14 protein-coding genes, 1 tRNA gene and 1 other RNA gene are annotated in these 13,149 nt (G+C 37.4%); 4 read left to right on the forward strand and 12 right to left on the reverse strand.

The window, feature by feature from the left end; genetic code table 11:
* Positions 1-200 precede the first annotated feature (200 nt).
* The 6 genes from RT445_RS19860 to ffs form a co-directional block, all read right to left on the reverse strand.
* Complete coding sequence (locus RT445_RS19860; protein WP_274795140.1) at positions 201-473, reverse strand: pro-sigmaK processing inhibitor BofA family protein; 273 nt, start codon at positions 471-473, stop codon at positions 201-203.
* Between the two features lie 74 nt (positions 474-547).
* Positions 548-763, reverse strand: coding sequence for a YaaL family protein (locus RT445_RS19865; protein ID WP_274795139.1), 216 nt, complete (start codon positions 761-763; stop codon positions 548-550).
* Positions 764-776: 13 nt separating this feature from the next.
* Positions 777-1,373 (reverse strand): recombination mediator RecR, encoded by a 597-nt coding sequence (recR, locus tag RT445_RS19870; RefSeq protein ID WP_274795138.1) that lies wholly within the window; start codon positions 1,371-1,373, stop codon positions 777-779.
* Positions 1,374-1,385: 12 nt separating this feature from the next.
* The gene (locus RT445_RS19875; protein WP_004233957.1) at positions 1,386-1,700 is read right to left on the reverse strand and encodes a YbaB/EbfC family nucleoid-associated protein; all 315 of its coding nucleotides are present in this window, start codon (positions 1,698-1,700) and stop codon (positions 1,386-1,388) included.
* Positions 1,701-1,721: 21 nt separating this feature from the next.
* Positions 1,722-3,506, reverse strand: coding sequence for a DNA polymerase III subunit gamma/tau (gene dnaX, locus RT445_RS19880; protein ID WP_274795137.1), 1,785 nt, complete (start codon positions 3,504-3,506; stop codon positions 1,722-1,724).
* Positions 3,507-3,646: 140 nt separating this feature from the next.
* An RNA gene (gene ffs, locus RT445_RS19885) (signal recognition particle sRNA large type) lies at positions 3,647-3,914 on the reverse strand.
* 168 nt (positions 3,915-4,082) lie between these two features.
* Here ffs and RT445_RS19890 point away from each other — a divergent pair.
* The 4 genes from RT445_RS19890 to RT445_RS19905 all read left to right on the forward strand — a co-directional run bounded on the left by RT445_RS19890 (position 4,083) and on the right by RT445_RS19905 (position 7,806).
* Positions 4,083-4,175: transfer RNA gene (locus RT445_RS19890), tRNA-Ser, on the forward strand.
* Positions 4,176-4,302: 127 nt separating this feature from the next.
* Positions 4,303-5,562, forward strand: coding sequence for a sensor histidine kinase (locus RT445_RS19895; protein WP_274795136.1), 1,260 nt, complete (start codon positions 4,303-4,305; stop codon positions 5,560-5,562).
* Positions 5,563-6,441, forward strand: a complete 879-nt coding sequence (locus tag RT445_RS19900; RefSeq protein WP_274795135.1) for a response regulator — start codon at positions 5,563-5,565, stop codon at positions 6,439-6,441.
* A gap of 90 nt (positions 6,442-6,531) precedes the next feature.
* Positions 6,532-7,806, forward strand: a complete 1,275-nt coding sequence (locus RT445_RS19905) for a cation:dicarboxylate symporter family transporter (protein ID WP_312507626.1) — start codon at positions 6,532-6,534, stop codon at positions 7,804-7,806.
* Positions 7,807-7,852: 46 nt separating this feature from the next.
* Here the strand turns inward: RT445_RS19905 and RT445_RS19910 are convergent, their stop codons facing one another.
* From RT445_RS19910 to RT445_RS19935, 6 genes are all read right to left on the reverse strand, one after another.
* Entirely contained in the window at positions 7,853-8,473 is a 621-nt protein-coding gene (locus RT445_RS19910; RefSeq protein WP_274795133.1) for an RraA family protein, read from the reverse strand.
* 136 nt (positions 8,474-8,609) lie between these two features.
* Entirely contained in the window at positions 8,610-9,518 is a 909-nt protein-coding gene (locus RT445_RS19915) for a methyl-accepting chemotaxis protein (protein ID WP_274795132.1), read from the reverse strand.
* Positions 9,519-9,598: 80 nt separating this feature from the next.
* Positions 9,599-10,126 (reverse strand): LOG family protein, encoded by a 528-nt coding sequence (locus RT445_RS19920; protein WP_274795131.1) that lies wholly within the window; start codon positions 10,124-10,126, stop codon positions 9,599-9,601.
* Positions 10,127-10,215: 89 nt separating this feature from the next.
* The gene (locus RT445_RS19925) at positions 10,216-10,884 is read right to left on the reverse strand and encodes a deoxynucleoside kinase (RefSeq protein WP_274795130.1); all 669 of its coding nucleotides are present in this window, start codon (positions 10,882-10,884) and stop codon (positions 10,216-10,218) included.
* The gene (locus RT445_RS19930) at positions 10,884-11,519 is read right to left on the reverse strand and encodes a deoxynucleoside kinase (RefSeq protein ID WP_274795129.1); all 636 of its coding nucleotides are present in this window, start codon (positions 11,517-11,519) and stop codon (positions 10,884-10,886) included. Before RT445_RS19930 ends, RT445_RS19925 begins: the two co-directional genes overlap by 1 nt.
* A 211-nt stretch (positions 11,520-11,730) precedes the next feature.
* A partial coding sequence (locus RT445_RS19935; protein WP_313471389.1) for a copper-translocating P-type ATPase occupies positions 11,731-13,149 on the reverse strand: 1,419 nt, incomplete at its 5' end.

The following is a 13,149-nucleotide window of genomic DNA, read 5'->3' on the forward strand; positions in this document are numbered from 1 at the left end:
GTTACTTAAAACTTTATTGATTACGTTTTGCTTGTTCAGTTTTCAAGGTTCATTTGTTTGCCGCTGTTTCAGCAGCAACTCTTATATAATATCACGTCTCATATAATGTGTCAACATAAATTTTTAATTTACTTTTGTTTCAATCAGTTATATTAGCGACTTTTATAAGTATACTACATTATTATCATAATGCAAGCTTTTTATAAAAAAAATATCAACGCTGTTATTCCAAATACACCCGGAATTCCTAAAACCGCAATCGTTAAGACTGAAAATAAATTAATCGGTACGTTATATCCTATATAACCTATACCTAAATGAATCATAAATAATAATAGAAAAGCAAATGCAAATCTAAACCAAAACACTGATAATCCTTCTAAAATTTTGCCTAGCTTAGCATGTCTTATTATTACATAAAGAAAAAGAAGCCCCACAGGAACACAAATACTCATAATTACTAACCAAGACATATGCTTGCCTCCTCAATAAAATAATTATGAAAGTTTATGTTTCCTGTTTTGCTTCTATGATTATTTAATAAGAACTATTTTATTAATACTCTACGAATTCTAGCTTCCTTAAATAAATAAAAATGGATACTCTCTGCTGTTTTACGTTGAGCAATAACCCCAAGGTCGTAGTCATCCATTAATTCTTCTATTATTTTTGCCTGCTGTAAATCCTCTTTTGTTGCCTTTATAAGATTCACAAGCTTATCATCGAATTCTTTTTTTAATTTCCCTTTACTACGGAAGAACATATTAATCCCTCACTCATAACTCGCGTCGACCTTCCATTGCTTTAGATAACGTTACCTCATCTGCATATTCTAGATCTCCACCTACTGGCAATCCATGCGCAATACGAGTTGTACGAATACCTGATGGCTTGACAAGGCGCGAAATGTACATAGCTGTTGCCTCACCCTCAATCGTTGAATTCGTAGCTAGAATAAGCTCTTGAACACTTTCATCTTGCAAACGCACTAATAAGGAAGCAACATTAATATCCTCTGGGCCGATGCCATCCATTGGCGAAATTGCTCCCTGAAGTACATGGTACATGCCGTTATAGTCACGCATTTTTTCCATTGCAATAACATCTTTTGTATCTTGTACAACACAAATAATAGAATGATCTCGTTGCTTATCTGAGCAAATATGACATGGATCTACATCCGTTATATTGCCACAAACAGAACAGTAGCTCAGATTTCGTTTAGCATCAATGAGTGCTTTAGAGAAAGATAATACATCGTCTTCCTTCATTGATAACACAAAAAACGCCAGACGAGCCGCAGTTTTCGGCCCGATACCTGGCAATTTCATAAAACTATCGATCAATTTAGATATTGGTTCTGGGTAGTACATAATGAATACCTCCTAGAATGGAAGGTTTAAGCCTTGAGTGAATTTCCCCATTGTTGAATTCGTTTTTTCTTCTACTTTTTTCAACGCTTCATTTGTAGCGATAACAATTAGGTCTTGTAACATTTCGATGTCTTCAGGATCTACCACAGATTCATCAAGATTTACGGATACAACCTCGCGCTGACCTGAAACAGTTACTTTTACCATGCCGCCGCCTGCAACACCCTCAAATTGCTCAGCATTTAATGCTTCTTGAGCCTCCATCATTTCCTTTTGCATTTTTTGCATCTTTTTCATCATACCTTGCATATTTCCCATTCCACGCATAAATGTTTTCCTCCTAAAAATTTAATCTTCAATAATTTCAACAAAGTCTTTACCAAAGAGTTTTTCAGCCTCTGTCACAAGTGGGTCTTGTGAAGCAAGAGGTTGAGCATCGTCGATAAATGGTTCTTCTGGCATTTCTGCCGGTGGTGGCTCTAATAATTCCTCCCCATGTTCTGAAGCCGTTAATGTTTTCTTTTGCTGCAGACCATGATCACGAATAAATTCTTCACGCATCTTTAACCAGGATTCTTCCGGTATACAAAGCATCTCGTACATTGTGCCAGTTTGTCCCGCAATTAGTTGTGTAAAGTGAGCCTTTAAAGATTGGTTATCAGCAACCATCTGACAATGAATATCATACTTGAATTTTAACACAAAAGCACTCGAAGATGCCGCAACAGGCTCGGCTTCTGCCAAAAGAGCAGATTGTGATTTTTGCATTTGACTTAATGCTTGCGCCCACACCGATTTTATACGTTGCACATCTTGTTTTGTTGCATCTTTTAGTATTTCTTGAATACGACCAGTCGGTGCTTTATAGCCATTCGGACTTTTAGCACGAGGCCGCTGCTCTTTTTGGGCTGGTGATGTTTGTGCTGGTGCCCCAGTTTGCAATTGTAAGGATAATTGCTGAACCATCTGCTCAAGCGCAACAATTTTTTGAGTGACCTCTGGGCTTTGCGTCATTTCATTGGTAGCCATCGTTGAATGGGCGACCCCTCCTGAAAACTGTACCATTTTAAGTAATGCTGTTTCTAAGTAAATTTTCGTATGGTGAGAGAAGCGCATCTCTTGCTGTGTTTTTGCGAGAATATCTATATAGCCATAAAGCATATCTGGCGCGAATTCATGTGCTAAAGTAAATACACGTTCCTCGGGGGACACAAGCTCTAAGAGTTCAGCTAAATCATCACTTGTTTGAAGTAATAATAAATCACGGAAAAAGGTAATTAAATCCTCCGAAAGACGCAAAGGGTCCTTTCCATCGGCTATAAGTTGCTCTAAAAGCGCAAGCATTTGTGCAACATCTTTCATCTTGAGTGCCTCAGCTAAATCATAGAAAACATCCTGACTAATTGAACCTGTAACTAACAACGTATCCTCAAGCTTTAACTTTTCTCCGCTGAAAGACACAACTTGATCCAATAAACTTAAAGCATCGCGCATTCCCCCAGCTGCAGATTGTGCGATAACCTTTAAGCCTTGTTCTTCATATGGTAAATCAATATCCTCTAAGACAACCTTCATTCGTTCAATAATATCATTTGTAGAAAGTCGCTTAAAATCAAAGCGCTGACAACGAGAAATAATCGTTGCAGGCAATTTATGAGGCTCTGTCGTTGCTAAAATAAATACAGCGTGAGGGGGTGGTTCTTCTAAAGTTTTTAAAAGAGCATTAAAAGCACTTGTAGAAAGCATATGTACTTCATCAATGATGTACACCTTGTATCTACTGCTAGCAGGAGCAAAACGTACTTTCTCTATAATATCTCTAATTTCCTCAACACGTGAATTCGAGGCAGCGTCAAATTCAATGACATCTGGATGAGATCCATCAGTAATACTTAGACAAGTAGCACATTCATTGCAAGGTTCTTTTGATGGTGCATGTTCACAATTTAATGCTTTCGCAAAAATTTTAGCTGTACTTGTTTTCCCAGTACCACGTGGCCCAGAGAATAAGTAAGCATGTGTGGTTTTATTCGCTAGGAGAGCATTCTGTAGCGTTCTTTTGACATGAGCTTGACCTGACATTTCTCGAAAAGATTGTGGTCGATACACACGATAAAATGCTTGATACGTCACTATATTTCTCTCTCCTTTTCCATGTAATTGAGTAGTTTTATTATAGCATTTGCTATCTTATATAGAAAATGAAGTTATTGATTAAATATAAAAAAGCACCCGCCTATAGTAGACGGATGCTTTGAATTGGCAATTTCATGCCGTGCACCTTTCCTTGACAGCCGCACATAAGCGTTACTCTTGTCGTTAGCTCGGATTAGGCAACCCCGCGGCACATGGATAAGACCACTTAATGCTGCTTCCTTCCGGACCTGACATGGTTCATGGGTATCCATTGCGCAGGACCCAATCGTCAACACTACGTGCAAAAGGCAGACCAAACAATACGGACAGCCTCGAAAAAGGAATTCAGTCTCGCTAGAGCGGATTGCGAGTTACAGGACACCGCTACCTTCCCACCTAGCACGGCAATAACTAGTATACTGACAGTTTGTATAAATTGCAACTTAATGCACAAATTATTTATTTCCAAATCATTTTTAATCTTCCTATATTTTTTTAAAAAAATATATTGACGGCTTTCTCAAGTTGTGATAAATTTATTTTTGTCGATAAGACAACAGAGCAATATAACATGGAGGTATACCCAAGTCTGGCTGAAGGGATCGGTCTTGAAAACCGACAGGCGGGTAACACCGCGCGGGGGTTCGAATCCCTCTACCTCCTCCAGTTTTAAATTTCCGACTACGAATGTAGCCGTTTTTTTTTTGCCAAAATTGTATGTATTACTTGTTAGATACCACTTCCGCCTCGGTTGTGGTATTTTTTATTATATGAATGATGGGAGGTAGTTACAATGCAATCGAAATTATTTATGACGCGCGCTTCCCTTACTTGGATTTTCCTTATTGCTGTCATGACTGCAATTGGTAGTGAGATTAAAATTATGCCTTTTGCTAATACATCTTTCCGTTTTGGTTTAGGAACCATCATATTCTTTTTATGTACATTAATTAAACCTACACCCATTATTTTAGCTGGTGTTGCTACAAGTATAGTGACAACCTTTTTCCGTGTTTTTACTTCCTCATTACATGATGTTGCTATTTCAGAGAGTATATTTAACCATTTACCAGCGGCTTTATTTTATGTATTGTTTGCAGTATGCCTACAAATTTTAGATATCCAACAATACAGAGAAAAACCATTAAAGCTTGGTTTACTCGTCGCCTTTAGTGAGGTCATTAGTAATTTAGCAGAGCAAATTTTCCGCTTTTTTGTACAAACCTATACTTTTTTATTTCTTCATGACCTCCTGATTCTTTTAGCGGTCGCATTATTACGTAGTTTTTTTGTAGTCGGTGTGTATAGCTCTATTTTGATAGCAGAACAAAAAAAGCGTGTACAAGAAATGCTCAATATTGGATCCGACCTCTATGTAGAGACCCTGTATTTAAAAAAGTCCATGAATCATATTGAAACGATAACAGCTAGTGGATTTGAGTTATACCGACAGTTAAAAATTAAAGGTTATCGAGCGGAAAGTTTGCAAGCGCTTCATATTGCCCAGGAAATCCATGAAGTGAAAAAGGATTCACAGCGTATTTATGCTGGTATTTCTAAAATTGTTGGCGAAAGGAACTTCGGCCCTTTTGTATTATCTGAATTATTACATTATATTGAAGAAGGCAATAGTAAGTATGCTGAATTACTTGGTAAGAGTATACAATTCAAAACAACAATAGACTTTGATTTTCAAACAAAGGAACATATTGCATTACTTGCTCTTTTAAATAATTTATCTGCTAATGCAGTTGAAGCTATCGAAGGACAAGGTATCATATCTATTGCTATTCAACGCCAAGAGGATAATACTGTAATAACAGTATGTGATAATGGAAAAGGAATTTCTCAACAAGATTTATCTATTATCTTTGAACCTGGATACACCACGAAATATAATGATGATGGTGTAGCAGCAACTGGCATTGGGCTTTCACATGTTGCTGAACTAATAGAAAAATTAAAAGGCTCAATATCCGTTGAATCAAACAATCAATACACAACGTTTAAAATCACAATTCCTACGCAAACTATTCAAACGGGAGAGACTTAAATGAGGTATTTTATTGTAGACGATGATCGTGCAAGTCGTGTTATGTTAAAACAAATTATTGAAGATAGTGGGTTAGGTACAGTTATTGGTGAGGCTCGTAATGGTGAGGATGCCATACCACAAATTTTAATGACTCAGCCAGAGTTTGTGCTGATTGATTTACTGATGCCAAAACTTGATGGAATAGCAACAGTCGAACACCTTATTCAAAATCGCTTCGAGGGGCAATTTATCATGATTTCACAAGTTGTGAATAAGGAAATGGTCGGTGAGGCTTATGAACAAGGAATCGATTTCTTCATTCATAAACCAATTAACCGAATAGAAGTAGAAAATGTTTTGAAAAAAACTACTGAACAATTTCGACTAAAAAATTCTCTGTTAGTTATACGCCAATCACTTACTAATATTGAATTAAGTGAACAAAAGGCAAATAAAGCAACATCCCGAGACCATATTCAATCCATATTAAACGATATGGGAATTGTCGGTGAAATTGGTAGCGAAGATATTATAGCTATTATTGAAACATTACTTGCTCATCAGCATAAGATTGCACCACTTCCTCCATTAAAGGAGCTTTATGAGGAAATTGCCGCTGTTACAAAGGCTACACCTGATGAAATTTTGAAGGAAAGTAAAGCTATAGAACAGCGTGTGCGTAGAACAATACTAGCTGCCATGATTAATCTCGCTAATTTAGGTGTTGTTGATTACACTAACTCCGAATTTGAATACTATGCCCCGCGCTACTTCGATTTTAAAGAAATTCGTCAACTCATGACACAGATTGAAGACCATGATAATCGTAAAGCAAAAGTCAATATTAAGAAGTTTATTCAAGTGTTATATTCAGACATTTTAACAAAAGTAAATTAATTTTCTCGGATTTTGTCGGATTCCATAAGTCCTCCGTATTATTAAAGTAAGGCGTGTCCTAAAAATTTAATATTAGGGGGTACAAAGGGTTTGAAGAAGAAATTTAAAATCAGTCTAGCCGCTCAAATTTTAATCGGTTTGATTTTAGGGATCATTATTGGTGGTATCTTTTACGGGAACCCCAAGATTGAGACATATTTACAACCATTAGGGGATATCTTTTTACATCTTATTAAGATGATTGTTGTACCGATTATTATTTCTACATTAATCGTTGGTGTAGCTGGTACTGGAGACATGAAACAGCTTGGGCGATTAGGCGGGAAATCCATTATTTACTTTGAGATTATTACGACAGTAGCAATCGTAGTTGGATTACTTTCCGCAAACTTATTCCATCCTGGTACAGGTATTAACATGAGTGAACTATCTCAGGGGGATATTTCGAAATATGTAACAACTACTGAAGAAGTACAGCATGAGGGACCATTTGATATTATTGTAGGGATTGTCCCAACAAATATTATCCAGTCTATGGCTGAAGGTAATATGCTTGCGATTATTTTCTTCTCAGTTATTTTTGGTTTAGGGGTTGCTGCAGTTGGAGAACGAGGAAAACCAGTCTTAGACTTCTTCCAAGGGGTAGCAGACGCTATGTTCTGGGTAACTAACCTCGTAATGAAATTTGCTCCAATTGGGGTATTTGGTTTAATTGGTGTAACCGTTTCCAAATATGGATTCGCTTCACTGGTACCACTTGCTAAATTAGCTATCCTTGTTTATGCAACGATGCTATTCTTTATCTTTGTCGTTCTTGGACTTGTAGCAAAATTTGCAGGAATCAGCATCTTCTACTTAATTAAAGTATTAAAAGATGAGTTAATTTTAGCCTTTTCAACAGCAAGTTCTGAAGCTGTATTACCACGTATTATGTTAAAAATGGAGAAATTGGGTGCTCCAAAGGATATCGTATCCTTTGTTATTCCAACAGGTTACTCCTTTAACTTAGATGGATCCACGCTATACCAAGCGATTGCAGCATTATTTATTGCGCAAATGTACGGTATTCACCTAAGCATTGGTGAACAAATTACGTTAATGCTTGTATTGATGGTTACTTCTAAAGGGATTGCAGGTGTTCCAGGCGTATCATTCGTAGTACTTCTAGCAACTTTAGGTACTGTCGGCATTCCACTTGAAGGACTAGCATTTATTGCTGGTATTGACCGTATTCTTGATATGGGACGTACTGTTGTGAACGTAATTGGTAACTCATTAGCATCATTAGTTATGGCTAAATGGGAAGGCCGTTTCGATCGCGAAAAGATGAAAAATTACTTTAAAGATAATGAAAATTTAGCGTAATTTAAAAAAACTCTCACGATGTTGGATGGCATCGTGAGGGGTTTTTTTACTTTCCAAGCACTTTATCTAAATAGGCAATGATCGATTCTTTTCCGTTTGCATGTGCCTCCTGTGCACGTGCCGCATCTTTTTCAAGTTTAGACTCTGCGGCTGCTACTATTCTTTCTGCATCTTCCATTGGTACGACAATAACGCCATCTACATCCCCAATAATATAATCACCAGGATGAACGGTTACTCCTCCAACGGCAATTGGAATATTTACTTGGCCACCACCATTTTTGTTGCCAGCTGCTACTGTTGTACCTAAAGCGAAAATAGGGAAATCCAACTCTCGAATCGCTGCTATATCACGGATCACTCCATCCACCACAAAACCTTGGACGCCCAGTCCCTTTGCTAAGGAAATAACGAAATCGCCCGCTACAGCTCGATTAGTATTTCCTTTTGCATCAATTACTAAGATATCCCCTTCATTGGCCGCTCTGATCGCTTCCAATACTGCACCATTCTCACCATCTGGTAAACGTACAGTTACTGCTCGTCCAGCTATTTTAAAATGATCGGCTAGTGGTTTAATTTCACTTCGCAAATTGGTATGCCCGCCTGTCGCATCAGATATAGCTGTCGTTGGTAGATGCTGAAAACTTACTTCCACTTTTGTCATACATAACACCCCTATTATTATGATTGATGAAAGCCTTACACCTATTATTGTAAATAAGAACCATATACTATTTCAATCTTTCTCGGATACTAAAGGAAACTTTTGTTAAGCCCATATTTTCTTATGAATGATACTATTAAATGATTTCGATAAACTGCTTTGATTGCTCATCTAATGCTTCAGCAGCAGATGCAATTTCATTAAAATCATTTGTCGTGACGGTAATTTGTTGATTCGTCTTATCTACTTTTTCAGCAATTCTTGTAATACTATCTGTCACTTGTCCGATTTCCCGTTCTATCCCCTCAACATTCTCCTTCACTTGTGAAATGGACTGCTCAACCCTAACTGAAAGCTTTCGTACCTCTTTGGCCACGACATCAAAACCTCTACCATATTCTCCTGCTCTAGCTGCTTCAATAGCTGCATTTAAAGCTAATAAGTTTGTTTGTGAGGCAATCTCTTGAATAGTCTTCACAATCCCTTTAATAGAATCTGCTTGTTTTTGAAGCTTCACGAGGTTACTAACATTTTCATTAGACTCTTGTGAAACCGCTTTAATTGTTTTTAGTAAGTCTTGGCTATTTTGAATACCTGTCTCAGAACGATGATAAAGCTCTTTAGACATGCCTTTCAATTTGTCTGCTACATTTACTATTTCATTTTGACGCTCAGTAATATTGGTCGCAATTTTAGAGACACCAATTACTTGTCTTGTATTGTTTGCAAAAACCGGCATATATGTTGCCTCAAGCCAAATGATATTGCCATTCGCATCCATTCTCTCAATTTTATCCTGATAACTGTTTCCTACTGTTAAATTGCGCCAAAACTTATCATACTCCATACTATTACTGAAATCGGGGAGACAAAATTCTTTATGATGCTTTCCTAGCATCTCTTGTACTGTATAGCCTAGCGTTTGAGCGAATAGCTCATTTACATAGGCTACTTTTCGATCCATATCAAAACGAATAATTGCAATATTACGTTCAATGGCTTGAACTACTAAATCATCGGTTACTTGAGCCTCTACACTGTGCATAAACAATACCCCTTTTACTATTTTTTTACTTATAATAATTTATTTTACTTTTATATTCGGTAAAAAACATGGGTAATGTTTCACCCATGTTTTTTTAATAAGCTCAATATCTCTTCCGAAGAAGTAGCTACGCAAAAAAGTTCTTTTTGTTCAGCACGTATAAAACCTTCCTCCAACATGATTTTGAAATGCTGTAAGAGGGCATCATAAAATCCATGGACATTATATAAAATGACAGGCTTGGCATGAAGTCCAATTTGTGCCCAGGTAAATACCTCAAAGTATTCATCTAAAGTACCTGCACCCCCAGGAAGAGCGATAAATGCATCAGCCAACTCTGCCATCTTTGCTTTACGAATATGCATTGAATCTACAAAATGAATCTCTGTTAATGAGGCATGAGCCAATTCTCGCTTCTGTAAGTGAGTTGGCATCACACCAATTACTTCTCCACCCGCTGCTAAAACAGCATCTGCAACCTTACCCATTAATCCTGTTTTAGAACCACCATAGACAACACCATGGCCGTTTTTCGCTAGTGAAGTACCTAGCTCAGAGGCCTTTTCAGCAAAAATGGGACTTTTCCCTAAACCGGATCCACAATACACTGCAATTCTTATAATAATCCCTCCTATTCAAAAAACGTGAAACAATCAGCTACATATTGTCTCACGTTTTTTGGTCATTTATTATAATTCTATTTTCGTAAATGGCTTGTTTGTTTTAGCATATGACTGATACGGCTCACAATTGATTCAATGGCATCAGGATTTTTTAATAAATCATAATCATTAATATCTAAACGTAGAACTGGACAGGAGTTAAAATTATTAATCCAGTTTTCATAGCGTTCATGCATTTCTATCCAATAATCATTTGGTGTTTGTTGCTCCATTGCTCGTCCACGTTCTTGAATACGTCCAATAACTGCATCAATTGGTCCCTCAAGATAGACAAGCAAATCGGGATGTGGGAAATATGGTGTCATCACCATAGCATCAAACAGATTCGTATACGTTTCATAATCAGTTGGGCTCATTGTCCCTTTATCAAAATGCATCTTAGCAAAAATGCCAGTATCCTCATAAATGGATCGATCTTGTATAAATCCTCCACCATATTCAAAAATACGCTTCTGTTCTTTAAAACGCTCTGCTAAAAAGTAAACTTGTAAATGAAAGCTCCATTTTTCAAAGTCCTCATAAAATTTATCAAGATATGGATTTGTATCTACTTTTTCAAATGATGTACGAAAATTTAGTGCTTCTGCTAACGCCTTTGTCATCGTTGATTTTCCTACACCCACTGTACCAGCAATCGTGATAACGGTTTGAGGAGGAATATCGTACTTCTCTCTTAAATTCATTATTGCAAACTCCTTTGTTGTAACGTGTCTTTAATTATCTTTAAAACGTAATTTAAATCATGTGGATTTTTGACAAAATCAAGCTGATCCCCATTAAATCGAATAACTGGAATTTCAGGATGCATTTCCTCAAAATGCTCGATAAACGAATGATAATCAGCCACAAGCTGCTCCATATAATCACGTGAAATCATCTTTTCAAATTCTCGGCCACGCATCGCGATACGCTTCATTAATGTTTCGACGCTAGCTTGTAAATAAACCACTACATTTGGAACAGGCATATCTTTTGTTAAAATCCCATATATTTCCTCGTATTTCTCGTACTCAGTTGGTGCCAATGTTCGCTTGGCAAATATTAAATTTTTAAAAATATGGTAGTCTGCTACAACAGGTTTGGCTTCTGCTAATCGAAACTTTTTTATATCAGTTAATTGTTTATAACGATTACAAAGAAAGAACATTTCGGTTTGGAAACTCCATTCCTCTATGTTTTCATAAAATTTATTTAAAAAAGGGTTTTCGTCTACAATTTCTTTTAATAGATGGTAATTTAATGTTGCTGCTATCTCTTTCGATAAAGAGGTTTTACCAACACCAATCGGACCTTCTACCGTAACAAATGGAACCGTCACTAGAAGTTCCTCCTTTTATTCTATGGATTCTATCATCGTGCCCCGCTCGCTGACACCTCATTTATTAAATGAATCAGTACCGTTCATTGTATCATAGTGGGAAAATGAAAAACAGAATCAACCTATTATTCTAGTAAATTTAAAAGTGAAATTTCTCCTCCAAATAAATAAAAAAGACATCGAGAATATACTTCTCAATGCCTTTCATACTTTATAATTTTACTCGCTGTAATCGTAATGCATTTAATACTACCGATACCGAGCTGAAAGCCATCGCAGCACCAGCTACCCATGGAGCAAGTAGACCAATTGCAGCAATAGGAATACCTAATGTATTGTATGCAAAAGCCCAAAATAGATTTTGTTTGATATTACGCATTGTTTTGCGACTCATCAGAATGGCATCTGCGATACTATTTAAGTCGCCACGAATAAGTGTAATGTCTGCCGCTTCCATCGCCACATCAGTTCCTGTACCAATGGCCATTCCGATATTGGCAGTTGCCAGCGCAGGCGCATCATTAATGCCATCGCCCACCATTGCTACTTTTTTTCCTTGAGCTTGTAGCTTTTTCACCTCATCTGCCTTGCCTTCTGGTAAGACTTCAGCAATCACATGATTTACTCCTACCTCTGAGCCTATTGCTTGAGCTGTACGTTCATTGTCACCCGTCATCATAATGACCTTAATACCCATATCCTGAAGTCGATGTATGGCTTCTTTTGACGTATCTTTAACTGTATCAGCGACAGCTACTAAACCTGCATATTGACCATTGATAGCAGCTAGCATTGCTGTTTTACCGTTTCGCTCAAGTTGCTCCATTGTTGGTAAAATATCATCAATTTGAATACCATATTGCTGCATTAATTTACGTGTTCCAATGACAACACCCTGACCTGCGACAGTCGCCTGCACACCATAACCTGGGATTGCTTCGAAAAATTGGACGTCACCTAATGCTATACCACGTTCCTCTATACCATGTACTATGGCTTCAGCAAGTGGATGCTCTGACTGTTTCTCAGCTGCCCCAATTAATGATAAAAAGCGTCCTTCATCTTGTGCTGGAGCTAATAGAACATCCGTTAGCTCTGGTTTACCATGTGTCACTGTACCTGTTTTATCTACAACAACTGTATCAATACTTTGCGTTTGCTCTAAATGTTCTCCACCCTTAAATAAAATACCAAATTCAGCTGCACGACCTGAACCTGCCATGATAGACGTTGGCGTTGCTAATCCAAGAGCACAAGGACAAGCAATGACAAGAACTGCAATTAAAACCTCTAAAGCGGGTGTAAATTCTCCTGGGCGGACCCAAATAATCCAAACTAAAAATGTTACCAATGCAATACCGACAACGATTGGTACAAAAATTCCCGAAATTTGGTCTGCTAAGCGTTGAATAGGCGCTTTAGATCCCTGAGCATCTTCAACTACTTTAATGATTTGTGCTAACGCTGTGTCACGACCAACCTTAGTTGCTGTCATTTTAATAAAACCATTTTTATTAATAGTGGACCCAAATAATTGATCGCCCTGTTTTTTATCAACTGGCAGACTTTCACCTGTAAGCATTGATTCATCAACAGCTGTTGATCCCTCTAATACCTCTCCATCGACAGG

It is taken from the genome of Lysinibacillus sp., from assembly GCF_032093475.1.
In the GTDB taxonomy this organism is placed as follows: domain Bacteria; phylum Bacillota; class Bacilli; order Bacillales_A; family Planococcaceae; genus Lysinibacillus; species Lysinibacillus irui.